The following is a 24,757-nucleotide window of genomic DNA, read 5'->3' as shown; positions in this document are numbered from 1 at the left end:
GTCGGCGGGATCGCCCAGTTGCCTACCAACACGCCGACTGAAGAGCAATTCCAGTTGGCTGTGGAGATGGCGCGTCGAGGCAGCAAGGGGTTCAAGGTGGTCCGTAAACGCTGGGTGGTGGAACGAACTTTTGCCTGGCTGCTGAATTTCAGACGATTGAAAGTGGACTACGAAGAGTGTATGCCGATCTCCGAGGGCTTTATTTATGCGGCTGGGAGCTGTATTTTACTGAATAGGTTGTGCGCTTGATGACGGGCGACACATACGGACATCCCCCAAGAATTGGGCTTTAAACAGCCTCTGATAGGTGCCGCCAACGGTGTAGAGATACGGCCTCTCCATCACGGCCTCGAAAAGATCAATCAATCTTAAATCTGCATTCTCCATCGCTACATCCCCAGAAAAACTCACTGATCCTCAGTGCCCCAGAATCTTGCCTAGGAACTGCTTGGCCCGTTCATGCTGTGGGTTGTTGTAGAACTCGTCCGGCGTGGTGTCCTCCACGACATTGCCCTGATCGAAGAACAGCAGGCGGTCCGCCACCTCGCGGGCAAAGCCCATCTCGTGGGTGACCACCAGCATGGTCATGCCGCCGCGCGCCAGATCCTTCATCACGTCCAGCACTTCCTTGATCATTTCGGGGTCCAGGGCCGAAGTCGGCTCGTCGAACAGCATCACCTTGGGGTCCATCGCCAGGGCGCGGGCAATGGCGACGCGCTGCTGCTGGCCACCGGAGAGCTGGGCGGGGTACTTGTGGGCCTGTTCCTCGATGTCTACCCGGCGCAGCAGCTCCAGCCCGCGCGCATCGGCGTCGGCCTTGCTGGTCTTGCGAACGCGGGTGGGGGCCAGCGTGATGTTTTCCAGCACGGTCAGGTGCGGAAACAGGTTGAAGGACTGAAAGACCATACCCACCTCGCGCCGGATGGCGTCCAGGTTGCCCTTGCCGTTCAGCGGAATGCCGTCCACGGTGATGCTGCCGCCGTCGTGCGGGTCCAGCGCATTGATGGTGCGGATAAACGTACTCTTGCCACTGCCCGACGGGCCGATGATGACCACCACCTCGCCCGCGCGCACGCTCAGGTTGACGCCCTTCAGAGCCTGAAAGCTGCCAAAGCTTTTCTGGACATTCTCGGCCTGGATGATCGGCGCACCTGTGGGGCTGGATTTGGCGAGGTCTGTCATGAACTCAACTCTATCCGAGGGGAAGCGTGCAGACCGCTTGCTGCGCTTGCACCGCGTCCCAGACAGAAGAATCGGCCCCAGGAGAATCTGACGGGATTTCATGGAAGCGCGTCCAATTTCCACCCTGTGCTAACATCCGACATTCTCAACATTCCATGCGGCCTGATCTGTCTTCAGGACCGTCATCACGGAGGATTCAAATGAAGAAACGAACCCAGCAGGTCATGACCGCCGCCGTTCTCGGCACCGCCGCGCTGTTCACGGGCGCAGCGCTCGCCCAGGGCACCACCTTTCTGACCATCGGCTCCGGCAGCACCACGGGCGTCTACTTTCCTGTCGCCACCGGCATGGCCAAGATGATGAACGACGCGGGCGGAGGCATCCGCGCCAACGCGCGCTCCACGGGCGGCAGCGTGTTCAACATGAACGCGATGACCACGGGCGAGCTGAACGCCGCCGTGGCTCAGAACGACGTGGTGTTCTACGCCTACACCGGCACCGGCCTGGACGCCTTCAAGGGCAAGGCCGACAAGAAGATCCGCACCATGGCCGTGCTGTACCCCGAGGTGCTGCACGTGATCGCCCGCAAGGACGCCGGTATCAACAGCATCGCTGACCTGAAGGGCAAGAAAGTCGTGATCGGGGACCTGGGTTCGGGCACCGAGCAGACCGCCGCGCAGGTCATGGAAGTCTACGGCCTGAAGTTCGACGATCTGGGTCAGGCGCTGCGCGTCTCGCCGTCGCAGGGAATTTCGCTGATGCAGGACAAGCGCGCCGACGCCCTGTTCTACACCGTGGGCGTGGGGGCCAGCGCGATTGCCCAGATCGCCCAGACCGTGGACGTGAAACTGGTGCCGGTGGCAGGCAACCAGGCCGCCAGCCTGATCAAGAAGTACCCCTTCTACGTGCGCTACAACGTTCCCGCCAAGAGCTACAAGGGCATCGACGTCACCGTGCCCGGCGTGGCGGTGCAGGCCACGCTGGTCACCACCAGCGCCGAGAGCGAGGACACCATCTACAAGGCCATGAAGGCCGCGTTCGGTGACGAGAAGGCGCTGAAGGCCATTCATCCGGCCCTGGGCACCAACTTCAGCTACGCCAAAGCGGTCAAGGGTCTGCCCGCCCCGCTGCACCCCGGCGCAGTCAAGTTCTTCAAGGAACAGGGCATTAGCGTCAAGTAAGGTCACTCGAACGAATAGAGGGGGTCAGCCAGACATTTACCGGGAGGCTGACCCCCTCATCTTGGAAAAGGAGATGAGCAAGCAGTGAGTGATCCCACAAGACCGATCAGCAGTGACCCCAGCCTGGAGCCGCCGGGCGTCGAGATGACCGAGGGCGAACGCCGCGCCCTGGAAATAGTGGAGGCCGCCGAAACCGGGGGGCGCAAGCTGTTTGGCTGGCAGAAGACGATGGTGACCGTGATCGCCGTGGCGTGGTGCCTGTACCAGATGTACGCCGCGCAGGTGGGGAACATCGACCTGCTGACCCTGCGCGCCATTCACCTGGCCTTCGCTTTCAGCCTGGCCTACATGGTCTTCCCATTCCGCAAGACGCCGGGAACTCCGCAGACGAAGGTGCCGTGGTACGACTGGGTGCTGGGCCTGCTGGCGACCGGAACGGCCATTTACCTGATCGCGCAGTATCCGGCGATTGCCACCGTGCAGGGCGGCGCGCTGACGAACACGGACGTGTATGTCGGCAGCGCGATGGTCATTTTGCTGCTGCTGGCCGCGTGGCGCACCATCGGGATTGCCATGCCCATCGTGGCCTCAGTGTTCATGCTGTACGCCCTGACCGGGCCGCGCGGACTGATCCGGGGAGACCTGGGGCCACAGCTTCAACTTCACGCCGGGCAGACGTGGCCGCAGGTGGTGGGGCAACTGTTCGCCAACACCGAGGGCATCTTCGGCACCGCGATTGGCGTCTCGGCGCAGATCGTCTTCCTGTTCGTGCTGTTCGGGGCCATCTTCGACAAGCTGGGCGCGGGCGACTGGTTCATGAATGTGGCGCAGGGGGCACTGGGCGGCTTCCGGGGCGGCCCGGCCAAGGCCAGCGTCCTGAGCAGCGCCCTGAACGGCATCATCAGCGGCTCGGCGGTCAGCAACGTGGTCACGGGCGGCAACATCACCATCGGGACCATGAAACGGGTGGGCTACAGCGCCGAGAAGGCCGGGGCCATCGAGGTCGCCAGCTCCAGCAACGGCCAGTTGATGCCCCCGGTCATGGGCGCGGCGGCCTTCATCATGGCGCAGAACCTGAACATCGAGTACCGCACCCTGATTCTGGCAGCGGCCATTCCGGCGTTCCTGTGCTACGGCGCGCTGCTGGTCGTGGTACATCTGGAAGCGCTGAAGCTGGGGCTGAAGGGCCTGCCCAAGAACGAGTTGCCGCGCGTGCGCCAGACCCTGGTGAAGGGCTGGTACTACCTGATTCCGCTGGGCTACCTGATCGGCACGCTGACCATCAACCCGGAAGCCACCCCCGAACGCGTCGCCCTGAACACCATTTTCATGATGATCGTGATGATGTTTATTCAGGAAGTGTACTTTGGCCGCAAGCTGGGCCTGAGTGTGCAGCAGGGGCTGATGGACGCCGGGAAAAAGCTGATCAACGCCTTCGAGGGCGGGGCGCGCAGCATGATCGGTATCGCCATTGCCACCGCCGCTGCCGGGATCATCGTGGGCATCGTGACCATCACGGGGCTGGGTTTCGGGCTGGCCGACATCGTGCAGACGGTCAGCGACGGTGTCCGCAACCTGCTGCTGGGTGTGGCGGGCCTGATTCCAGGGGTGGACGCCGGGGCCGTGGCCGGATTCGGGGCCATCCTGATCGTGCTGATGATGGCGCAGCTTATTGCGCTGATCCTGGGCATGGGCCTGCCCACCACCGCCAACTACATTCTGATGAGCGCCCTGATCGTGCCCATCATCGCCAAGATCGCGGGCCTGGACAACAGCAATCCGGTGGAAATGCTGCCCGTACATATGTTCGTCTTCTACTTTGGAATCATGGCCGACAGTACGCCGCCGGTGGCACTCGCGGCCTTCGCGGCGGCGGCCATCAGCGGCGGCAATCCGGTGGCCACCGGTGTGCAGGCCTTCAAGTACGAGCTGCGAACGGCGCTGCTGGCCTACATGATGTTCTTTAACCCGCAACTGCTGCTGATCGCCAATAACCGCCTGAGCGGGCTGGGCTTCGGCGACGCGATTTTCATGATCTTGTTCGCCTTTATCGGGCTGGTGGCCTTCAGCGCGGCCACCATGCGTTTCCTGCACCGCAAGACCAACCCCGTGCAGGCGCTGCTGCTGCTGGTGGCCTCGTTCATGCTGATCATTCCCACGCATATGCTGGTCAATCTGGCCGCGCTGGGATTGATCGCGCTGGTGTACCTGTGGCAGAAGGCGGCCAGCCGCAAGGAGCCGCCGACTGCGGTGCCAGTCGCGGCTTAACCTCAAATCTCGGCGCGTCCCCGGCTTGCACAGCGGGGGCGTCACTTTTGCCGTCCCAAAATGGCAGGATAGGAAGCATGACCCAGCCGCCCCCTTCCGGCCCACGCGCGCCTGTACGCGACTGGCGGGCGGCGCGCGACGTGCGGGACCTGATCGGGCGGCTGTGGGCCGTGCCGCTGGTGCGGCTGATCGTGTACACCGCCCTGATCGTGGTGGCCGTGCGGGCGCTGCTGTGGGGCAGTCAATTGCTCGCCAGCGTGATTCTGACCGTGCTGACCGCTTACGGACTGGCCTTTTTAGTCAACCCGATTCTGGAATGGCTGGAACGCCGCCGCGTCGGGCGCATGATCGGCGTGCTGCTGCTGATTCTGGTGGCGCTGGGCCTGACGACGCTGCTGATCGTGACCCTCAGCCAGCAGGTGACGGGGCTGATCGCCGGGATTCCAGTCATTGCCATCAACCTCAAGATTGCGCTGTTTAACCTGCTGGACCGGCTGGACACCATTCCCGGCGTGCAGGGTCTCAAGAACAGCGTCAGCAACTACATCGACGAGCAGACCACCAACATCACCCAGAACAGCGGGCCATTGCTGGAGCGGCTGCTCAATTCCGGCCCCAACGTGCTGAACACGCTGTCCAATCTGGTGGGCTGGCTGGGACAACTGGGCTTTATCGTGACACTGGCGGCCTATTTCATGCTGGATTACGGGCGGGTAGGCCCTAGCCTGCTGCGCGTCTTTCCGCGCGCCTCGCAGCCCACGGTGCTGCGGCTCTCGGAGGACGTGAGCCAGAGTTTCGGCGGCTTCCTGCGCGGCCAGTTGCTGCTGATGCTGACGGGCGCAGTTCTCTCCACGCTGGGTCTGCTGGCCCTGCAAGTGCCGAACGCGCTGGCGCTGGGTGCCCTGAGCGGCCTGCTGAGTCTGGTGCCGTACATCGGCATCGTGCTGGCCGCCGTGGTTGCCATGTTGCAGGCCATTCCACAGGGCGGGCTGACCATCGGGCTGGTCACCGCGCTGTTTTTCATCATCAACCAGTTGCAGGGCAACGTGCTGGGGCCGCTCATCATGGGCCGGGTGGTCAGTCTCAGCCCCGCCGCCATCCTCATTGCGCTGCTGGTGGGGCTGGCGCTGGCCGGGCCGGTGGGGGCGATCATCGCCATTCCCACTGCCACGCTGCTCAAGCGCTGGCTGGAGCGGTACTGGATGACGAGTGCGGCTTACCGGGGTGTGGCGGGCGCGGTGCCGCAGGAATTGACCGTGCCGAAAAATCTGGAAGTCAGGGCGGAGAAGTAGCCCGGAGGATTGAGGGTCTGAAACGTTGGTTTCATCCTGGGTCCGCCGCCCACCGCTATCCTCGCGCCCATGACCCCTGAGCAGAGCCGCCCCGAACTGGCAAGCTACGATCCGAAAAAGCACGCCGAACTGCTGGCCGACTACTGTCTGTACGCCGCCCCCGGCGAGCGGCTGATGGTCACTGGCGGCACGGAGGCGGCCTCGCTGCTGCGCGAGGTCACCCGCGCCCTGCTGATACGCGGCGCGCGGCCCGTGACCCGGCTGGAATATCCGGGCCAGATGGATGACCTGGCCGAACTGGCTTCCGACGAGGTGCTGGGCAGTTTTCACCCCGCCGAGGCCACCGACTTTGGGGCGCTGGACGGCAGCCTGCGCGTGCTGACCCCCGAACAGCCCGGCCAGGTGGACGCTGCCCGCCGCGCCCGTCTGACCGCCTCCCGCGCGGAGCTGGCAGGCATCCGCGCCCGCAGGAAGTGGAGCCTGACGCTGTACCCCACCGCCTACGCCGCCGCCCAGGCGAACATGACTCTGCCAGAGTTCGAGTCGTTCGTCACCCGCGCCATGTTTCTGGACCGCCCCGATCCGGTGGCCGCCTGGGGCGAGGTCCGCGCCATGCAGGCCACGTTGATCGAGCGCCTGCGGGTGGCCGACACCATCCGCATCGAGGCCCCCGGCACAGACATCACCCTGCGGGTGGGGGGCCGCACCTGGGCCAACAGCGACGGCAAGCGCAACATGCCCAGCGGCGAGGTTTTTACCGGACCCATTGAAGACACGGCAGAGGGCGTCATCACCTTCACCGTTCCCGCCCAGTACAACGGCACCACTGTTCGCGGCGCGCGGCTGGTCTTCCGCGCGGGGCAGGTGGTAGAGGCGACAGCGGACGAGGGCGAGGACGTGTTGCGGGCTGCGCTTGCCACCGATCCCGGCGCGCGGCGGCTGGGTGAGCTGGGCATCGGCACCAACGGCGGCATCCAGACGCCCACCGGCAACATCCTGTTCGACGAGAAGATTGGCGGCACGGTGCATCTGGCGCTGGGCCGCAGCTACCCGGAAACCGGGGGCACCAACACCAGCGGCATTCACTGGGATCTGATCACCGACCTGCGCGGCGGCGGACGCCTCAGTGCGGACGGCGAGGTGATTCAGGAGGGCGGCCAGTTTCTGTGAGTGACACGGACTCCGCTTGAAAGGTGCTGGAAAACACCTGAACTCCAGGGGGAGCGAGAAGGAGAAAAACGGGTTCCGGGGAATGGCCCCGTCTGGGTGCTGTCGGGCAGTCCGGGCACGGGCAAGAGCAGTGTGGCCCACGCCCTGCTTCAGCGTTATCCGCGCGGCCTGCATCTGCCCGTGGATGACCTGTGGGAACTGGTGGTGTCCGGTCTGGTCCATCCCAGCCCGGACCACCCGCCGGAAGCCGTTCGTCAATTTGCACTGGCCCGCCGATCTGGAGGCGATGCGCGTTCACTGGCCCACACGCGATGGGCAGGCGCTGGACGTGCGCCCGGTCTTCCTGTATCCCACGCTGGAGGTCACCCAGGCCCGCGTGGGCAAGGCGTTCGACACCCTGAGTCTGGTACCGATGACCGCGTCCATCCACCCGTCCATGCCAGCCGCCGAGGATCTGGCTGCGGGCTGGCGCGTGCTGGACACCTCAAATCTGGGTCCTGGAATCTGAGTCCTGGAATCTGGGGCTTGAACAGACGGTTGAAGCGCTGCTGGCCTAACCGATCACCTTTTTCACTGTGGCCGACAGCCTGGGCGGATACATCAGGGCGAACTGGCCCCGGTGGTCCGCCCACACGCGGGCGAAGTCGTCGTAACCCATCGCCACGTAGCCCAGCAGCGGGTCCATCAGGTAGGTCTGGCGGGCAGCGTCGTTGTAGCCCACCACCACACGCCAGTGGGGAATAATCTGTCCACTGGGGCTGACATAGGTTTGCAGCGCGATCACGGGAACGCCGCTTTTAATCGCGGTCCGCACGGTGTTGATCGAGCCGCCCGAATACAGCCGCGCCTCCATGCCCACGCGCGGCGCGAAGTCCAGAATGGCCTGCGCCGTCATGTATGACGTGTCGGACGGGCGGGTGTGGGCGCTGACCGTCGCCATGTCCACATTCACGCCGTAATAGCGCAAAACCTGCGTCAGGCTGGCGGGGCCGCAGGCATTGTAGCTCTGGCGGATCAGGGGCATCCCGGACAGCACGTAGCCGGGGGTAGGTGCGGCGGCGTGTGCCGGGTTGACCAACAGCAAGGCGAGGAACAGAAAACGGGAACGCACCGCAGCAGTCTGCCGCACCGGGCGTCACAGCAGTCTTTCAAGCTCCTCTGACCCGTCTGCGGGTCTGCTACCCTGATCGGCGGCCCGTGACCTCTACAGTCGCCCAGGCCGAAGGTGGGAACAATGAACCATTTTTTCGCGCGGGGACGCCCTGCCCCTTTTCGCAACATACCGCTGCTCCTGATCGCCCTGTATGTGCTGAGCATTCTGGCCGCCAACCTTACCCTCGACAGGTTCATTCCGCTGCCGGTGTACGGCCTGCTCAGCGTCGGCACTATCTTCTTTGCCGCCGTGTTCACGCTGCGGGACCGGATTCACCGCGCGGGTGGCCTGAATGCCGTGTTCATCGCCATCGCCGCCGCGCTGATCATCAACACGCTGGCGGCCCTGCTGACCGGCACCGAATGGCGCTTTATCGGGGCGTCCTTTCTGGCGATCCTGGCCGGCGAACTGGCCGATACCGCCGTGTATCAGCGCCTCCTGCACCGCAGTTGGTGGACGCGGGTGCTGGCCAGCAACGCCGTGAGCGTGCCGCTGGACTCGGTGCTGTTCAACCTGCTGGCCTTCTGGGGCCTGATGTCCGGGGGCGAGATCGCACAGATCATCTTCGCAGACATCCTGGCCAAGTACCTGATCGCGGCGCTGTTCGCGGTGCGGGTCTTCCAGACCAGCCGGGCAGCAGCCTGACGATTTCTTCACAAACCGTTGGGGGTAGCGGGATGGGGGTTCTGAAAAATCCTCTCCAGCACTACAATGATGCTTAGCACGTCACGCCCTCCCACACACGATTCCCCCCACATGATTTCTTACAGGAGCAGCCCAGACCCTTGACCCTCCCCGCCAGCGATCAGAACACGTCCGTGACCGCCTATCAGGTGGGGGTCTTTGCTCTGGTGCGGCAGCGCGAGACCTACCTGATCGTGCGGCCCCGCGCGCCGCTGCTGCCCGGTGGACTGTACGGGCTGCCGGGCCTGATTCTGGACGCAGCCAGCGGCGACAACTTCGTGGAATCACAGTTGCGCCGCGCCCTGCTGTCACAGGTGGGGCTGGCCGTGGCCGAGTTGCGGCTGGTCGGCTCGCACGCGGCGCGCGGAGTGGAGGGCGGGAACGGCGACGCACGCCTCAACCTGATCTTCGGCAGCGATTACTGCTCGGGCATCCTGAATCCCCAGGACAGCGAACTGCTGGCCGCCGAATGGATGAACGGTGACGACTTGGCCCGTGCAGGCGTGCCCGCGTACCTGCTGGCCGCCGTCCACGAACTGGAAACCTCGATTGCCCCGGCCACCCCGCCCGCGCCCGCCAGCACAGGCCGCTTTCCCCGGCTGTTCGGCAAGCAGAAATAGCCCGGGGCCAACAGCTCTGGCGGCGCACGCCTGCCCAAAATCAGATGGTCTGCATGACCTCGCCGCTGCGGACCGATCTGATGCTCAGCGTTCGTAGTAGCCGACGATGATCTCGCCCTCGGTCAGTTTGCGGTTGATCATGCTGGTGCGGGTGTAGTTGAGGACGATCTGGCCGCTGCCCAGCTCCAGCAGGTTCAGGGTGCCCTTGACACCGTTTCCGGCGGTGGCGTCGCTGCCGATCACCTTCCACTGAAAGCCGCTGCGGACATCCAGCACGCGGTCCGGGGCGGTGCTGGGGGGAACCAGGGTGGGCAGGGCGCTGTAGCCTTCCGGGCCGCGCATCTCGCCGGTTCGCAGGTTGATGCTGACACCGTCCAGCACGCCGTTGAGGCCAGAAGTGTTGCCGAACATCACGCGGTTACTGTCGCGCGTCAGCGGCAGCCGCAGCGTCCGGCCAGTGGAGGCCAGCACCGACTGGAACACCAGATACTGCTTGTATTCCTCCTCGGTGATGCCCAGCCGGGGATCGTAGGGAGCGCGCACGCCCTTGCTGGCGCTGACGATCACCTGATACAGCGCTTCCGGGCTGCCGCCCACCCGCAGCACCCGCGTCTGCAAGCCCACGGTGGACAGGCTGGGCCGCTTTTCCAGCAGGGTGGCCGACTGGCCCGGCAACGGCAGCAGGGCCGCCAGCCGCGAGACGTTGCCCGCCGTCAATGGGGATACGCCGTCAGCCGCCTGGGACCAGACCAGGACCGCCGAACATGCCAGAAAGAGAAGAGTACGGGCCGCCTTCATGCCAGTTTCGAGCATAGGGCGTGCGGGTGAGAACTCGTGGCGAAGAGGCTCACCTGAAGATCAGTTAAGGCGGCACTGGAACGCCTGACAGACCATGCGTCCGCAGCCTCCAAAAATCAACTAAAAATCAAAAGGTGGGGCCAGAGCCGCAGCCCCCGCCCCACCTCTGAAGTGAGAGGTGCTTAGGCCTTGCCGACGCTGCCCAGTACGCCCATCTTGTGTTCGATGACCTGCGACATCACGTCTCTGGCACGGCCAAAGATCTTGCGCGGATCGAATTCCTTGGGGGTGGCCTGCAACACTTCGCGGATTCCTACCGTGCTGGCCAGCCGCAGATCGGTGTCCACGTTGACCTTGGCGATGCCGAACCCCGTGGCGCGCTGCAAATCCTCGTCGGCGATTCCTGCCGCGTCACCGATCTCGCCGCCCGCCGCGCGGAAACGCTCGACGATTTTCTGGGGCACGCCGCTGGAACCGTGCGCCACCAGCGGAATCCCGGTCATGCTGGCAATCTTCTCGATGCGCGCGTGATCGATGTACGGACGGCCCCTGCCCTTGAACGCGCCGTGGCTGGTGCCGATGGCAATCGCCAGATAATCGGTGCCAGTCTGCTCGATAAACCGCACCGCTTCCTCGGGATCGGTCAGAAAGGCGTCCTTCTCGTCCACGACGATGTGTTCCTCGATACCGCCCAGACGGCCAATCTCGGCCTCCACGCTGATGCCCATCGCGTGCGCGGCCTCCACCACCCGGCGGGTTTCCCGGACATTGCCCTCGAAATCGGAGTGAGAGGCGTCGATCATCACGCTGGTAAAGCCCATGCGGATGGCGTTCAGCGCCGACTCGTAGCTGCTGCCGTGATCGAGGTGCAGGGCGACAGGAACGGTGGCCCGCTTTGCCAGATCGATGACGATGTTCGCCAGATCCTGCCCGCCGTACTTGATGGCTCCCTCGCTCATCTGGACCATCACCGGACTCCGCAGCCGCTCGGCGGTGTGGATGATCGCCTCGGTGATCTCCATGTTGTTGGTGTTGAACGAGCCGACGCCGTACTTGCCAGCGCGGGCGGGAATCAGGATGTCATTACCAGTTACGAGCATGATTGCCTCCTTGTAAGCTCCCCTACTGTACCCGGCTGGCGCGGGCGGGGGTCAGGTCGTTTGGACACGGTCAAAAGATATGGCGGTCCTCTCAGCATCCCGGCTCCGGCGTACCATAATCCCCATGACCCCCGCTCGCCCTGCTGCCCAATTCAAGGCACCCGACTTCACGGCCCTGCTGTCTGAACGCGCCCGGCGCATGAACGCCAGCGCCATCCGCGAGATTCTGAAGATCACACAGCAGCCGGATGTGATTTCTTTTGCCGGAGGGTTGCCCGCGCCGGAGCTGTTCCCACTGGAAGAGGTCAGACGCGCCACCGACACGGCCCTGACGAAATACGGCCCCGCCGCCCTGCAATACAGCACCACCGAGGGGCATCCACCGCTCAGGGAATGGATCGGCAAGAAAGCAAGCATTCCCGCCGCCAACGTGCAGATCGTGACCGGCAGCCAGCAGGGGCTGGATTTGCTGGGCAAAATCCTGATCTCGGAGGGAGACACCGTGCTGGTGGAGGCCCCCACCTATCTGGGCGCGCTGCAATCCTTCCAGCCCTACGGCCCCAACTACGTCCAGATGCCCACGGACGACGGCGGCATCGACCTGGACGCGCTGGAAGGCATTCTCAGGACGACTCCGGCCAAGCTGCTGTACGCCGTGCCCAATTTCCAGAACCCCACCGGGCGCACCCTGAGCGCCGAGCGCCGCCGCCATCTGGTGGAACTGACCGGGCAGTACGGCGTGCTGGTCATCGAGGACGATCCCTACGGCCAGTTGCGCTTCACGGGCGAGGCCGCGCCCAGTCTGTACGAGTTGGGGCTGGAGTACGCCGGAGACGTGAATTCCAATCACATCATCTACTGCTCCAGCTTTTCCAAGACCCTGGTGCCGGGCCTGCGCGACGCCTGGGTGCAGGCCGCCGCGCCGATCATTTCCAAGCTGGTGCAGGCCAAGCAGGGCGCGGATCTGCACACGCCCACTCTGAACCAGATGATCGTGACCGAGCTGCTGGACGAGGTCTTGCCCCGCCAGATCGAGATGGTCAGGAAGGCATACGGCGAACGCGCCGCCCTGATGCTGGGGCACATCGAGGAGGAGTTCCCTGGCGGTGTGGAATTTACCCGGCCCGAGGGCGGCATGTTCCTGTGGATCACCCTGCCGGGGCAGATCGACAGCACGAAGATGCTCGTGCGCGCCCTAACCCGCAACGTGGCCTACGTGCCGGGCAGCCCGTTTTTTGCGCTGGGCGGCGGCGAGAACACGCTGCGCCTGAGCTACAGCAACGCCACGCCGGAGCAGATCGAACAGGGAATCCGGGCGCTGGGCGAGACGATCCGCGAGGCGCTGGACTGATGGCAGAGAAAACTGGAGCCGTCCTGGGCGAGGTTCTGGCCGAACGCCAGCGGCAGGACGCCAAGTGGGGCCAGCAGGACCACGATCCTTCCACCTGGCTGATGGTGCTGGCCGAGGAAGTGGGCGAGGCGAATCAGGCGGTGTTCGAGACGCTGTTTCCCACTTACGACAAACGGGCGGCCCAGCACGGCCCGCGCACCCTCGCGGAGTACCGCCAGGAACTGATTCAGGTGGCGGCGGTGGCCGTGGCCGCGATTGAAAGCCTAGACCGTCAGGATCAGTTGCCCGGATGAATCGCGCCCCCATCGGCGTCTTCGACAGCGGCGTGGGCGGCCTGAGCGTGCTGGCCGAACTGCGCCAACTGCTGCCACACGAGGATTTTATCTATCTGGCCGACACCGCGCACATTCCTTACGGCGCGCGGCCCGGCGAGGAAATCCGCGTATTGACGGACCGCGCTGTTTCGGAATTGCACGCACGCGGAGTCAAGGCCGTGGTGGTGGCGTGTAATACGGCCTCGGCGTTCAGCCTGGAACATCTGCGCGCCCGTTTCGAGATGCCGATTATCGGGCTGGTGCCTGCGCTGAAGCCCGCCGTGGCCGCCACGAAAACGGGCGTGGTGGGCGTTCTCGCCACCCCCGGCACGCTGCGCGGCACGCTGCTTCAGGACGTGATCCACACTTTCGCAGGTCCGGCGGGCGTGCGCGTGCTGACCGCCGTGAGCGCGGAACTAGTGCCGCTGGTGGAGGCGGGGCAGGCAAACGCCGAACGCACCCGCGAGGTGCTGTGCGAAACGCTTACGCCGCTGGCAGAGGCTGGAGCGGATCAACTGGTGCTGGGCTGCACGCATTACCCGTTTCTGGCAGACAGCATCCGGGAAGAGTTTGGCGGCACTTTCACCCTATTGGACAGCGGTGCGGCAGTGGCGCGGCACACCCGCAACGTGCTGGAGACTGCGGGGCTGCTGAATGACCGTCAGCAGCAGGGCAAAGCGTCCTATTTCGTGACCGGGGATGTGGAGGCCGCCCGACCCGTCTTCGCCGCCCTCAGCACAGGACAGACCGAACCTCTGCATCTGGCGGCAGCCGGGGGATAAGCTGCGGGCCATGTCGTCTCCTTCCGGTTCCCCTAAAGTGCCCGTCCGCGAGGGGCGTGACCTCCTCCAGCCCCGGCCCCTGTCCGTGCGGCGCGGCGTCAATCCGTATGCGCCGGGCAGCGCGCACCTGAAGCTGGGGCGCACCGAGATTCTGGCCACGGTCACCCTGGAGGACAAACCCGCCCCGCACATGCGAGGCAAGAAAGAGGGCTGGCTGACCGCCGAGTACGCCATGCTGCCGCGCGCCACACATGACCGCACCCCGCGCGAGCGTGGCCTGCAAAACGGGCGTCGGCATGAGATTCAGCGCCTGCTGGGCCGTGCCCTGCGCGCCAGCATGGACCTGCGCCCCTTTAAAAACCAGACCATCTACGTGGACTGCGACGTGCTGGTGGCCGACGGCGGCACGCGCGTGGCGAGCATCCTGGCGGCGCACGCAGCGTTGCACGACTTCTGTGACCGGCTGGTCAAGGGCGGCACCCTCAGCGAGTGGCCCCTGCTGCACAGCGTCGGCGCGATCAGCGTGGGCTACGTGGGCGCGGAACTGCGCGTCGATCTCGATTACGCCGAGGACAGCACCGCGCGGGCAGATCTGAACATCGTCGCCACCGACGCCGGACTGATCATCGAGGCCCAGGGCGGCGCGGAAGACGGCCCGCTGACCGTGCCCGAATACATGGCCCTGCTGAACGCGGGGACGGAAGCTGTGCAGGGCGTGCTGCGTGAGCTGGGGCGGCAGTTGGCAGAAGCCAGGGGCTGAGACGCGGAAAGCAGCTCAGTTTGCTTCGCCGCCAGCTCGCCTCCAAAGAAAGCCAGACAAACCGACTCCAGGTCAAGTCCTTCCCCAAACCTTGACTGAACGTCGGCCCCGCCTCTCGCCCGTCCCCTGCGCTAAACTCCGCCTATTCCCAAGGAGGATCACCATGAGCGTAGCGAAATTTATCGGGCGGGCGCTGCTTGCCAGCATCTTTATCAAGAACGGTCTGGACCATATGCAAAACCCCGAACCCATCGTGCGTGCCGCGCGGGGCGCAGAAATCCCGCAGCCCGAACTGGCCGTCCAGATCAACAGCGGCGTGATGGTGGGCGCGGGCGCGCTGCTGGCGCTGGGGGTGCTACCGCGCCTGGCCGGCACCGCGCTGGCCGCCAGCATGGTCCCCACCACCGTCATCGGCCACCCGTTCTGGGACAAAAGCGGCAAGGAGCGCGAGCAGCAGCAGACGCAGTTCCTGAAGAATCTGGCGCTGTTCGGCGCACTGATCTACATCAGCGGCCAGGATTGAGCCTGGGCGGGGGCCTCTTCGCAAGCCTGCATGAAGGGCCGACCCGCCACGCTGCACCGTTCCCTCCGTAGACTCGTGGCATGACTAAGAATCCGAAAGGGGATGGAGCGCAGGGCGGCTTGCCCGCCGATCTGGGCAACGGCATGAGCGAGCGCAGCGGCCACTACGACGAGTCCGAGACGGGCATGACCGACACGCCGATTGGCATGGAACGCCCGTCCCCCGAGGCGGTGCCGGACCGCCCGAAAGACACCGACGGTTCGGGCACCGCGTTTGACGCAGACACGGGTACGGGACGGGAAGTGTAGATCCAAATCATGAGGAGGCGCGTGGGCACTTTTGCCCCACGCGCCTCCCTTTACAATTTCCCTTGCATGTCCGCCTCTGCCCCAGACCCCTCAACACTGCCCCCCCACACCCTGTCCGTCGCCCCGATGATGGACTGGACAGACCGCCACTGCCGGGCCTTTCACCGCACGCTGACGCGCCGCACGCTGCTGTACACCGAGATGATCACCACGGGGGCGATCCTGCACGGGGACCGCGAACGGCACCTGTCGTTCGGGGAGGCCGAGCATCCGGTGGCCCTGCAACTGGGCGGCAGCGACGCATCAGCACTTGCCGAATGCGCCCGCATCGCCACCGGGTACGGCTACGACGAGATCAACCTGAACTGCGGCTGCCCCAGTGACCGCGTGAGCAGCGGCTCTTTCGGGGCGTGCCTGATGGCCTCGCCGGATGTGGTGGCCCGCGCCGTGGAAGCCATGCGCGGCGCAACGCCCCTGCCCGTGACCGTCAAGCACCGCATCGGCATCGACGATCTGGACAGCTATGAACACCTGAGCGGATTTGTTCGGACAGTGGCGGCGGCAGGCTGCGAGACCTTCATCGTCCATGCGCGCAAGGCGTGGCTATCGGGCCTGTCGCCCAGGGAGAACCGTGAGATTCCGCCGCTACGATATGACGTGGTGCGGCAACTCAAGGCGGATTTCCCAGACCTGACCATCGTGCTGAACGGTGGCCTGCTGACCCTGGGAGACGCGCAGCAAGCCCTGGCCTGGGCCGACGGCGCGATGATCGGACGGGCGGCCTACGGGACGCCGTTTATTCTGGCGGCGGCGGACCGCGACGTGTTCGGAGACGAACTGACGCCGCCTACCCGCCGTGAGGCGATAGAGGCGTTCCTGCCTTTCGTGGCCGCCGAATTAGAGGCCGGGCAGCCCCTGAACCGAATGATGAAGCACACGCTGGGTCTGTTTGCCGGGCAGCCGGGGGCGCGGCACTGGAAACGTACCCTCAGCGAACAGGGACACAGACCGGGCACGGGCCTGGAAGTGGTCCAAGCGGCCCTGGCTGGTGTGCCAGACGGGGTGCTGGACGCACAACCGGGCACGCTGGAAAGCCGGGACCTTCAGCCCGCCGCCGGGTAGGAAACAGATACGGCCCTTTCGGGCCAATCATCCAGTGGCCCCACCCTGGTCTAGCCCCACTTCGGCGCTACTTCAGCGTGACCTCTCCGCCGAAAGTGGCGGAAACGTCGAACTGCTCAGGCAAGACCTCGGCAAAACTGCTGAGGTCGCCGGACATGGCCGTGATCCAGGTCTCGTATTTGCCAGAGGCCACCGCAGTCCCGATGTTCAGCGTGGTCGGCAGCGCCGTGGAATACACCGAGACGGCCAGCGGGTTCTCGGGCTGTTCCGCCTGACCGCGCAGAACAGCGCTCTGGTCTGTGTGGCGGCTGCCCAGGGAAGAGGTCTCCAACCGGCGGTTGGCCACGTAGGAATAGAGCCACTTTGCGTCGGCAGGCCGCTTGCCCGCGAAGGTGACGGCGCGCTGGCTGACCGTCGCCGCGCCCCCATCCACGAAACCGAGGGTCGCGCCGGGTTGTGGCAGCGTCGCCGTGGTTGCGTAGGTCACGCCGTTCTGGACCAGACCTGCGCGGTACTCTCCAGCCGGGTACTTCTTGGCGTCGGGCAGCGCCCACCAGCACCAGTTGTTGACATTCTTCGGGGACAGATCGCAGCTCAGGGTTTCATTACCGGGGGCCGTCACCGTGAAGGTCGAGGCCTGCGACTGGCCACTTTCCGGGCGGTAGCGCACGGCAATGAAGCGGCCCGGCGCGGCTCCGAACGGCTGGAGGTTCCACACGTAGGTGCCCACCGCCAGTTCCAGCCCGTAGGTGGAAACCACCAGCGTCGCCGTCTTGTCGCCTGCGCTGGCCGTGATTTCCACAGGCTGATCGGTGGCAGTCAGCCGCTTGATCTTCAGATTTCCCGCAGCGTCCACCTCCATGACATTGGGCTGGCTGGAGGTATAGGTCACCTGTGACGGCAGGGCCTGACCGCCGCCGTCACGCAGCACGGCGTTGAGCTGTGCCGGTGCGCCGATGGCCAGGGACGTGCCCCCCGTGAGTTCGAGGGTGGTGACAGCAGGCGTTGAACCACCCCCACCACAGGCACTGAGGAGGGCGGTCAACACGAGGGCGGCGGGCAACAGAACTCTGGGCATGAAGGCTCCTTCATTTAAATCATACCTGAAGTTACTGACCACGGGAACACCCGGTGGGGGCAATGACCATGAACCGGTCGCCCACTCTCGTCTCTTCTTCTCTTTTTGTCTTTTTGAAGGGCCGTTCAGTTTGCCGCGCACTCCGGGCACTGGCCGTACAACGTGACCTCATGGGCCTCCACCACGAAACCGCCGGGGTAAACGGTGCCGCGTGGCAACGCGACGGGGCAGGTGTGCAGGGTAAACACTCGCCCGCAGCGGGTGCAAGAGAAATGGTGGTGGTGGCCCTTGCCCGCCGCCTCGTAAAGGGTCTCGCCGTCCAGCGTAACCGGATGGATCTGGCCCTGCTCGGTCATGAGTTTCAGGGTGCGGTACACCGTGGCGATGCCCAGGCCCGGCAGATCGCTCTGGGCCAGACCCAGGATCTCGGGCACGGCCAGCGGCCCAGGGGCGCGGCCCAGAACCTGGGCGATCACGTCGCGCTGGCGGGTGCTGCGGGTGGCGGTCATACCCCCGAGGCTAGCAGACCGGGCAGGCCAGATCAAAAAGTGGGGCCAGAACAAAACACAGCCCACCATTGCGCGGCGGGCTGTGTTGGATGTGGACCGTATTTGATGTGGACCGTGTTTAATGTGGGCTGTGCTGTCTCCAGGACGCTGTCTGCGGGTGGCGATCAGCGCAGGTTGGGATTACCCTTCTCATCGGGGGCGATGGCGCTGCCCTGGGCCTTGGCCTCCACCACGCTTCTGGGGGTAGGAACCACGCCGGGGTGATCGTGGCTGGCGGCCATCGGCGGCGAGCTGCCCTCTACCCCGGCCTGAACATTGTGGCTCTCGGCCTGATCGGTGGGCACGGTCTGGTTGGCAGACCCTGCCTGACCGCCAGACGCGGGTTTCAGGAACGAGGCGGTGGCGCTGGGGTTGGTGCTTGCGGAAGCCGTGCCCATTGGTTTGGGGCCAGAGCCGGACGTGGCGACAGGAGCCTCACGTTTGCTCAGAGATGGCCCCGCCGACGATGACCGCTCCATCTGCTTGGGCCTGTCCGTTTTGGCCTTGGGAGCCTCGCCAGATTTCTCCAGCATGTTCTGGGCGATCTGCTCCAGCTTGGGGGCCAGCACGCGGTCCGACAGGGTCTTGACCGCCAGGGTGCCCAGGGTGGCTAGGAGTGCGCCGCCCACGCCGCCGCCACCCTTCTGGGCGTTCTGGGCCTTGATCAGTCCCTTCTGGTGCTTGACGGGACTCCCGGCGTCCACGTAGATCTTTTTGGTCCGCTTGAACCGCGTGCCGATCAGCAGGCCCAGAACCGCGCCCACGGCGGACGCGCCGCCCAGCATCTTGACCGGCTCCTTTTGCATCTGCACCTGAAGGTTGGCACGTTCGGCCAGCACGTCCAGGCTTTCTTTCAGGCGTTCGCGGGCGGCCTCGCGCTCGGTCAGGTTGGAGCCGGACAGATTAGAGCTGGCATCGTAGTTGGCCATCAGTAGTCACCTCCGCCCTTCTTGATGTCTTCTTTGTAGGTGGGGTCGGTACTGACCGGGATTCCGGGAGCGTCACTCAGGACCACGGGTTCCTGCAAGCGGGGATCATGCTTCTTGGTGCTGTGCGCGCCAGTCTCGGCGTGGTTGGCGCTGGGCACCTCGCCCGTATCCAGTTTCTCGTTCAGGGAGTCGCCGTACATCTTGGCCGAGCCGTCCGGTTCGCTTTCGTAGACCGGCACGGTGGAGGTGCCGCCCTCCACGCGCACAGTGGCCCGCTGGCCGTCCTGAGACACGTAGCGGTTCTCTCCGGCGGCGTACTGGCCGGGATCGCGGGGAACTTCCACCGAGGTCCGGCTGGCCGGCTGGCGCGAATCCTGATCTTTGGCCAGATCCGGTGCGCCCACCTGCGCCTGCTGGTTCCCGGCGGTGTGCTGCATGGACGCGCCCATGCCGACGCTGCCCGCGCCAACTGGGGCCGCTGTCCCGCGTGGTGCGGCGCTGGGCGGGAAGACGGCGCTGGCAGGGACCTTGTCCTGAACCGGAGTGGCCTGTGATTGGGTGGCCTGGGCCGCACGGCGTTCCTTCGCAGCCTTCTCGGCCTGTTCGGCCTGGTACTGGGCTTCCAGGCGCTCGTCCTCGGTCATGGAGGCGAAGCTCTTGGCGCGGGGTTCTTCGGTCTGCACTTCCGCGCCCAGCTTGCGGATGCCCAGCAGGATCATCGCGCCCGTGACCACGAAGCTGAAGACGGCGATCAGCAGCGCGGCGGCCCAGGCTCCCAGCCCCAGACGCATCAATCCGTAGAACACCGCCAGAATCAGGAAGATCAGCGCCAGCACCAGCGGGCCGGTGGCGGCCAGCAGCAGCACCACACCGATGCCCTTGGCCTTGGCGATCTCGCTGAACTTTTTGACCAGCGCATTGATCTCGGATTTGACGAGGGTTACGCCCGCATCGAACACGTCGACGATGGCCCCTCCCATACTCTTGCGTTCTTCCATGCATTCCCTCCGGGGAGCGGCCCCACGCCTGGGCGTGAACAGACAGGCCAGATAACGCCCAGCATAATAGTTAACGTGCCGCAAATGCCCCTGATGCAAGGAAACCTGAACCCCCGCACCGCCTCGCCGGACCTGAGTCTGGCCCAGCACAGCAACAAACTGGAGTTGACCGCACGCGGTTACATGCTGTGGCGCGCACAATCGCTGGGCCTGCTGAGCGGCACCGCCTTCAGTCTGGAGCGCGAGGCCCGGCTGTTCCGTTCCCTGTGCAGCCCGCAACCGGGGCAGGACTGGCTGGACGCCGGAACCAGCGCGGGCTTTTACGCGGGCGTGCTGGCAGCGGCGGGCTGCCGGGTGCTGGCCGCCGATCTCAGCGCCCCCATGCTGCGCGAGGGCCAGCGCCGTGAAACGAGCGGAAACATCGACTGGGCGCTGCTGAATCTGGAGAACAGCGGGCTGCCGGACGCCAGCTTCGACGGCGTGACGGTGGGCGCGACGCTGAACGAGACCCACGGGCCGGACCGCTTCCTGTCTGAACTGGCGCGCGTGCTGCGCCCCGGTGGCCAGTTGTGGCTGATGTACCTGCCGCGCACAGGCGGCCCGCTGCAAAGCCTGCTTTCCAGACCCGCGCTGGGCGGCCTGAACTTTCCCGATCCGGCGTGGGTGGGGCGGCAACTGCCCGGCATGTCCCTCACGGACGGCCTGGGCATCGGCGCAGTGAGGTTCGGGCGCTATGTCAAAGACCAGGACCTGACGCCCAGCCAGGACGCCGCTGTGTAAAGGATTGATCTCGTCTTCTACCGCCCTGCCTGCGCCCCATCTGTCAGGAGTCTGTAAGAATGTGGGAGGTTTAGCCCTGTCAGACCCCCTAGACTCTGTCTCAAGGAATTTTGCCCATGATCAAGACGTCCCTGCCCTCCTCCCAGAATCCCGCTGCCCCGGCGCAGGCGGTGGACCATTGCCGGGACGTGACGCGGGACCACAGCAAGACCTTTTTTCTGGGGTCCCGCCTGTTTCCGCTGCGGCAGCGGCAGGCGGTCTGGGCGGTGTACGCGGCCTGCCGCACCGGGGACGACATCGCCGACGAGTCCACCGCCGACAGCGTGAGCGCCGAGCTGGACGCGTGGTGGGGCCGGATTCAGAACGCCTTTGCCGGACGGCCCGGACCCGATCCGGTGGACACGGCGCTGGCCTGGGCCACCCGCACCTACCCGATCCCGCTGTCGGCCTTCGCCGAGCTGCACGACGGCCTGCAAATGGACCTGGGAGATCACGTCTACCGCAATATGGACGACCTGACGCTGTACTGCCGCCGGGTGGCCGGGGTGATCGGGTTCATGATCGCCCCGGTCAGCGGCTTCAGCGGCGGCGAGAAGACCCTGCAACACGCCCTGATGCTGGGGCAGGCCATGCAACTGACCAACATCCTGCGCGACGTGGGCGAGGACCTGACGCGTGGGCGCGTGTACCTGCCCCAGAGCCTGCTGACCGAGTACGGCGTGACCCGCGCCGATCTGGAACGCGGTGTGGTGACCCCCGAGTACCGCGCCCTGATGGCCCACCTGTGCGCGCTGGCCCGCGACTGGTACGCCGAGGGGCGCGCCGGGATTCCCTGCCTGCACGGCAGCGCCCGCCTGGCCGTCGCCACCGCTGCCCGCGCCTATGAAGGCATTCTGGACGATCTGGAACGCGCCGGGTACGACAACTTCAACCGCCGAGCCTATGTCAGCGGCACCCGCAAACTGCTGATGCTGCCGCGCGCGTGGTGGGAATTGCGGAGCGCAACAGGCGGATAAAATCAGACCTGCACATGAAAAGTCCCCTCCGCCTGATGTGGCAGAGGGGACTTTCAATAGACTGAAACTTTAGCTCAAGTCTTACTTCGGTTCGTTCTGCACCACGATGCGGCCTTCCGGCTCGGCGGTCAGGTTGGGATTGGCCTTGAGGTAATCCACCAGGATGTCGATGTCCAGCGTCCCGGTGTCCAGGCGAGGCGCACCCTTGAACATGGTAAAGCCGTCGCCGCCGCCTGCCGTGAAGTTGTTGGTGGCCACCTTGTAGGTCTTGGCGTCGTCCAGCGGCTGACCGTCCAGGGTCACGGCGGTCACGCGGCTGCCTGCGGGCTTGCTCAGGTCAAAGGTGTAGCTCATGCCCTTAGACACGTGCAGGAACTGGCCCTTGTTCTCGCTCCAGGTGGCGACGCCGTGTTCCAGTGCCGCGCGAATCTGCGCGCCGCTCAGGTCCAGCAGGCTCAGCGAGTTGCCGAAGGGCTGCACGGTAATGGCCTCATCGAAGGTGATCGGGCCAGCGTCGATGCTGGAGCGCACGCCCCCGCCGTTGACCAGGGCCAGGACTGCCCCGGCCTGCTTGCCAGCGGCCAGTGAGGCGTCGGCCAGCACGTTAGCCATGCCGCTCTCGCGCTTGCGGACCACTTCGCGGCTGCCGTTCAGCCCCTTGGGCGCGGTCCCCACCACCTGACGGCGCAGGGCGGCAATCGGCACGGTCAGGGTGGTGACCATGCGCTTGGCGGTGTCGTCCTCGGGCACGTCGGCGGACACGGGGATGGGGTTGCCCTCCCAGGACTCCACAGCCCCGGCGTCGTCGAACTTGACCTGAAGGCGGCCCAGCACCTTGCCCCATTCCCAGGCGGCGACCAGCAGGGTCTTGTTGCCGTCGGGGTTGTTTGCCACGGTGGGGTACGGCCCCTCACTGGCGGGGAAGTCCTTGTTGTCGAACGTGCCCAGCAGCGTGTGCGAGTGCCCGCCCACGATCACGTCGATGCCCGAAACGGTCCTGGCCACTTCCTGCTCCAGCGTGTAGCCCAGGTGCGAGACCAGGAAGACCTTGTTGATGCCCTGCGCCTTGAGGACGTCGGCGCTGGCCTGGAGGCTCTTCATCAGGTCCAGCATCTTGACGTTCTCGCCGGGGCTGCTGATCAGCGGCAGATCGGGGGTCACCGCGCCGATCACGCCGACCTTCTCGCCGCCCACGTTCAGGATGGCGTAGGGCTTGATGCGGTCCTTGAGCAGCGGCTCGGTGCTGACGTCGATGTTGGCGGCCAGCACCGGAAACTTGGCCTTGTCCACGAACTTGGCCAGCGCCGCCGGGCCGTCGTCGAACTCGTGGTTGCCCACCGCCATCGCGTCATAGCCCTGGTAATTCATGAACAGCACGTCGGCCAGACCCTTGTAGACGTTGTAGAACAGCGTGCCCTGGAAGGTGTCGCCCCCGGACAGCACGAGGGGATTGGGGTCCTCGGCGGCGTACTTCTTGACCAGCGTGGTCTGGCGGGCGTAGCCGCCGTACATCCCCTCACCGATCTTGGTGGGTTCCAGGTGGCCGTGCAGATCGTCAGTGTGCAGCACGGTGATGGTGACGGGAGCAGCGGACGCCGTGCCCAGCAGGGCAGCGCTCAGCAGAACGGAACGTGTGAGTTTCATAGAGCGTTTATGTTAACCCGGATGGACGGGTCATGCCCAGTGTGGTGCGGGCAGGAACGGCAGTTGCACGCCTTCCCGCCGCCAGATCAGGGTTCCAGCAGCTTGAGCAGCCGCGTCAGCAATTCGGCGTTTACACCGGCCTGGACATAGGGGTTGCCGTTCGCTCCCACAACTGCCTTTACGGTCGCCTGCCCGCCCGGCACCATCAGGCCGTAGCGGGTCAGGGTCAGGTTGAGGGGACCGTCCGGCGTGGCGAAACGGGCACGGGTCATGAACGCCCGCACCCTGGCCTCCAGCGCGGCGCGGGCCTGTTTCAGCGTCAACTCCTGAGACGGCGAGAGAACCGCGTACACGGACGCTTGCAATCGGCGGGCGTCGGCGGGGCGCAGTTCCTCGCGGGACAGCAGGGGGAGCAGCAGGACGCGCAGTTCCTGAGTGGCCCCGGCGTCCAGCGTGATCCCTTGCCGCTCCAGCAGACCCCCAAGCAACTGCACGGTGATCAGCAGGTCCAGGGTGGGCAGCGCGTCCTGAATGGCCCCCACGTTCATGCTGGCTCCTCCGGCGACACGCGGCGGCAGCGGTTGCAGCGCTCTGTCCGCCGCCTGACTGACCGCAGACGCGCCCCCCAGCAACAGAAGGGCCAGGGTCACGCGCATGGTCAGGCGGGTCATGCCTCAGCCTAACGGCCCCAGATGACGCGCCCCTGAAAGCCAGACAAAAGCTCAGGAAAGGGAAAAGGCGGTAAAGAAGAGGAGGACACCCAGCAATGGCGCGTCCTCCCCTCTATCACCTCTATTCTGCCTCTACAGCTTCAGTACCGGACAACTTGCGTTTAAGTGGCGCTGGGTGCGGAGAAAGGTTGATTTAAGAGGCCGAAGTATATTTCGGCCTGTGGGTGATCCCATCTCAGCGCTCTCGCCAGATATTGCCAGCCATACTGGACCACGCTGACTGCGCGACGACCATGCGCTTTGACTGGAATTGGTTTGGACGCATTCATCCAGACGCCCACCCGCAGACAGCACACCCAGGCCAGCGTGACCAGTCCAAACAACCGCTCTAATCGGTCAGCGTGGGTCACCGCTGACCGTTCCAGGTCAAAGCCACGCGACTTCATGCTGCTGAACGTACACTCGATGCTCCAGCGCAATCGGTA

The 24,757-nt window shown here is 65.2% G+C and carries 28 protein-coding genes; 17 read left to right on the top strand and 11 right to left on the bottom strand.

What is annotated here, in order from left to right:
• Positions 1-249: transposase (locus Q319_RS26335; protein WP_156039382.1), on the top strand; the 249-nt coding region annotated here is incomplete at its 5' end.
• Between the two features lie 168 nt (positions 250-417).
• Here the strand turns inward: Q319_RS26335 and Q319_RS0115445 are convergent.
• Positions 418-1,182 carry an amino acid ABC transporter ATP-binding protein gene (locus Q319_RS0115445; RefSeq protein WP_029483373.1) on the bottom strand — a complete coding sequence of 255 codons (765 nt, stop codon included), beginning with the start codon at positions 1,180-1,182 and terminating at the stop codon, positions 418-420.
• A gap of 200 nt (positions 1,183-1,382) precedes the next feature.
• Between Q319_RS0115445 and Q319_RS0115440 the strand changes: the two genes are divergently transcribed.
• The 5 genes from Q319_RS0115440 (at position 1,383) to Q319_RS0115420 (ending at position 7,601) form a co-directional block, all read left to right on the top strand.
• Positions 1,383-2,363, top strand: a complete 981-nt coding sequence (locus Q319_RS0115440) for a TAXI family TRAP transporter solute-binding subunit (RefSeq protein ID WP_029483372.1) — start codon at positions 1,383-1,385, stop codon at positions 2,361-2,363.
• 144 nt (positions 2,364-2,507) lie between these two features.
• Positions 2,508-4,631: a TRAP transporter permease gene (locus Q319_RS0115435; RefSeq protein WP_034415377.1), complete on the top strand. Its 2,124-nt coding sequence runs from the start codon at positions 2,508-2,510 to the stop codon at positions 4,629-4,631.
• A 77-nt stretch (positions 4,632-4,708) separates the two neighbouring features.
• Positions 4,709-5,923, top strand: a complete 1,215-nt coding sequence (locus Q319_RS0115430) for an AI-2E family transporter (protein WP_051655446.1) — start codon at positions 4,709-4,711, stop codon at positions 5,921-5,923.
• Positions 5,924-5,992: 69 nt separating this feature from the next.
• Entirely contained in the window at positions 5,993-7,093 is a 1,101-nt protein-coding gene (locus tag Q319_RS0115425) for an aminopeptidase (RefSeq protein ID WP_029483369.1), read from the top strand.
• Between the two features lie 259 nt (positions 7,094-7,352).
• Positions 7,353-7,601, top strand: a complete 249-nt coding sequence (locus Q319_RS0115420; RefSeq protein ID WP_156039381.1) for a hypothetical protein — start codon at positions 7,353-7,355, stop codon at positions 7,599-7,601.
• A gap of 45 nt (positions 7,602-7,646) precedes the next feature.
• On the opposite strand, the gene Q319_RS0115415 is transcribed toward Q319_RS0115420, so the two are convergent.
• A complete protein-coding gene (locus Q319_RS0115415; RefSeq protein ID WP_029483367.1) occupies positions 7,647-8,204 on the bottom strand; it encodes a C39 family peptidase in 558 nt (185 codons plus the stop codon).
• 123 nt (positions 8,205-8,327) lie between these two features.
• Between Q319_RS0115415 and Q319_RS0115410 the strand changes: the two genes are divergently transcribed.
• Together Q319_RS0115410 and Q319_RS0115405 are read left to right on the top strand one after the other, a co-directional pair.
• Positions 8,328-8,891 (top strand): VUT family protein, encoded by a 564-nt coding sequence (locus tag Q319_RS0115410; protein WP_051655445.1) that lies wholly within the window; start codon positions 8,328-8,330, stop codon positions 8,889-8,891.
• A 140-nt stretch (positions 8,892-9,031) separates the two neighbouring features.
• Positions 9,032-9,550 (top strand): hypothetical protein, encoded by a 519-nt coding sequence (locus Q319_RS0115405; RefSeq protein ID WP_245619282.1) that lies wholly within the window; start codon positions 9,032-9,034, stop codon positions 9,548-9,550.
• A gap of 84 nt (positions 9,551-9,634) precedes the next feature.
• Here Q319_RS0115405 and Q319_RS0115400 read toward each other — a convergent pair whose 3' ends face one another.
• On the bottom strand, positions 9,635-10,348 hold the full coding sequence (locus tag Q319_RS0115400) for a hypothetical protein (protein ID WP_245619280.1): 714 nt from the start codon (positions 10,346-10,348) through the stop codon (positions 9,635-9,637).
• A gap of 182 nt (positions 10,349-10,530) precedes the next feature.
• Complete coding sequence (gene fba / locus Q319_RS0115395) at positions 10,531-11,448, bottom strand: class II fructose-1,6-bisphosphate aldolase (protein ID WP_029483363.1); 918 nt, start codon at positions 11,446-11,448, stop codon at positions 10,531-10,533.
• A gap of 124 nt (positions 11,449-11,572) precedes the next feature.
• Between fba and Q319_RS0115390 the strand changes: the two genes are divergently transcribed.
• The 7 genes from Q319_RS0115390 to dusA all read left to right on the top strand — a co-directional run bounded on the left by Q319_RS0115390 (position 11,573) and on the right by dusA (position 16,608).
• Positions 11,573-12,799: an aminotransferase-like domain-containing protein gene (locus tag Q319_RS0115390; protein ID WP_029483362.1), complete on the top strand. Its 1,227-nt coding sequence runs from the start codon at positions 11,573-11,575 to the stop codon at positions 12,797-12,799.
• Positions 12,799-13,092: a nucleoside triphosphate pyrophosphohydrolase family protein gene (locus Q319_RS0115385; protein ID WP_029483361.1), complete on the top strand. Its 294-nt coding sequence runs from the start codon at positions 12,799-12,801 to the stop codon at positions 13,090-13,092. Before Q319_RS0115390 ends, Q319_RS0115385 begins: the two co-directional genes overlap by 1 nt.
• Positions 13,089-13,895 (top strand): glutamate racemase, encoded by an 807-nt coding sequence (murI, locus tag Q319_RS0115380; protein WP_029483360.1) that lies wholly within the window; start codon positions 13,089-13,091, stop codon positions 13,893-13,895. Before Q319_RS0115385 ends, murI begins: the two co-directional genes overlap by 4 nt.
• Before the next feature lie 10 nt (positions 13,896-13,905).
• Positions 13,906-14,655: a ribonuclease PH gene (gene rph / locus Q319_RS0115375; protein ID WP_029483359.1), complete on the top strand. Its 750-nt coding sequence runs from the start codon at positions 13,906-13,908 to the stop codon at positions 14,653-14,655.
• A gap of 163 nt (positions 14,656-14,818) precedes the next feature.
• On the top strand, positions 14,819-15,178 hold the full coding sequence (locus Q319_RS0115370) for a DoxX family protein (RefSeq protein ID WP_029483358.1): 360 nt from the start codon (positions 14,819-14,821) through the stop codon (positions 15,176-15,178).
• A gap of 80 nt (positions 15,179-15,258) precedes the next feature.
• Positions 15,259-15,486, top strand: coding sequence for a hypothetical protein (locus Q319_RS0115365; RefSeq protein ID WP_029483357.1), 228 nt, complete (start codon positions 15,259-15,261; stop codon positions 15,484-15,486).
• A 66-nt stretch (positions 15,487-15,552) separates the two neighbouring features.
• Positions 15,553-16,608, top strand: coding sequence for a tRNA dihydrouridine(20/20a) synthase DusA (dusA, locus tag Q319_RS0115360; RefSeq protein ID WP_029483356.1), 1,056 nt, complete (start codon positions 15,553-15,555; stop codon positions 16,606-16,608).
• A 67-nt stretch (positions 16,609-16,675) separates the two neighbouring features.
• On the opposite strand, the gene Q319_RS0115355 is transcribed toward dusA, so the two are convergent.
• The 4 genes from Q319_RS0115355 to Q319_RS0115340 all read right to left on the bottom strand — a co-directional run bounded on the left by Q319_RS0115355 (position 16,676) and on the right by Q319_RS0115340 (position 20,161).
• Entirely contained in the window at positions 16,676-17,686 is a 1,011-nt protein-coding gene (locus Q319_RS0115355) for a hypothetical protein (protein ID WP_029483355.1), read from the bottom strand.
• 125 nt (positions 17,687-17,811) lie between these two features.
• Positions 17,812-18,195, bottom strand: coding sequence for a Fur family transcriptional regulator (locus Q319_RS0115350; protein WP_029483354.1), 384 nt, complete (start codon positions 18,193-18,195; stop codon positions 17,812-17,814).
• A 164-nt stretch (positions 18,196-18,359) separates the two neighbouring features.
• A complete protein-coding gene (locus tag Q319_RS0115345) occupies positions 18,360-19,163 on the bottom strand; it encodes a hypothetical protein (protein WP_029483353.1) in 804 nt (267 codons plus the stop codon).
• Entirely contained in the window at positions 19,163-20,161 is a 999-nt protein-coding gene (locus Q319_RS0115340) for a phage holin family protein (RefSeq protein ID WP_029483352.1), read from the bottom strand. Before Q319_RS0115340 ends, Q319_RS0115345 begins: the two co-directional genes overlap by 1 nt.
• Positions 20,162-20,245: 84 nt before the next feature.
• Here Q319_RS0115340 and Q319_RS0115335 point away from each other — a divergent pair, with 84 nt between their 5' ends.
• A complete protein-coding gene (locus tag Q319_RS0115335) occupies positions 20,246-20,941 on the top strand; it encodes a class I SAM-dependent methyltransferase (protein ID WP_051655444.1) in 696 nt (231 codons plus the stop codon).
• 116 nt (positions 20,942-21,057) lie between these two features.
• Complete coding sequence (locus Q319_RS0115330; RefSeq protein ID WP_051655443.1) at positions 21,058-21,957, top strand: phytoene/squalene synthase family protein; 900 nt, start codon at positions 21,058-21,060, stop codon at positions 21,955-21,957.
• Between the two features lie 81 nt (positions 21,958-22,038).
• Here the strand turns inward: Q319_RS0115330 and Q319_RS0115325 are convergent, their stop codons facing one another.
• The 3 genes from Q319_RS0115325 to Q319_RS27250 form a co-directional block, all read right to left on the bottom strand.
• Complete coding sequence (locus Q319_RS0115325; protein WP_029483349.1) at positions 22,039-23,601, bottom strand: bifunctional metallophosphatase/5'-nucleotidase; 1,563 nt, start codon at positions 23,599-23,601, stop codon at positions 22,039-22,041.
• Positions 23,602-23,687: 86 nt separating this feature from the next.
• Positions 23,688-24,272, bottom strand: a complete 585-nt coding sequence (locus Q319_RS0115320; RefSeq protein ID WP_029483348.1) for a hypothetical protein — start codon at positions 24,270-24,272, stop codon at positions 23,688-23,690.
• Positions 24,273-24,433: 161 nt separating this feature from the next.
• Positions 24,434-24,757: transposase (locus Q319_RS27250; protein WP_156039380.1), on the bottom strand; the 324-nt coding region annotated here is incomplete at its 5' end.

Source organism: Deinococcus marmoris DSM 12784 (genome assembly GCF_000701405.1).
Taxonomy (GTDB): domain Bacteria; phylum Deinococcota; class Deinococci; order Deinococcales; family Deinococcaceae; genus Deinococcus; species Deinococcus marmoris.
This window is presented reverse-complemented; position numbering and strand designations above follow the sequence as displayed.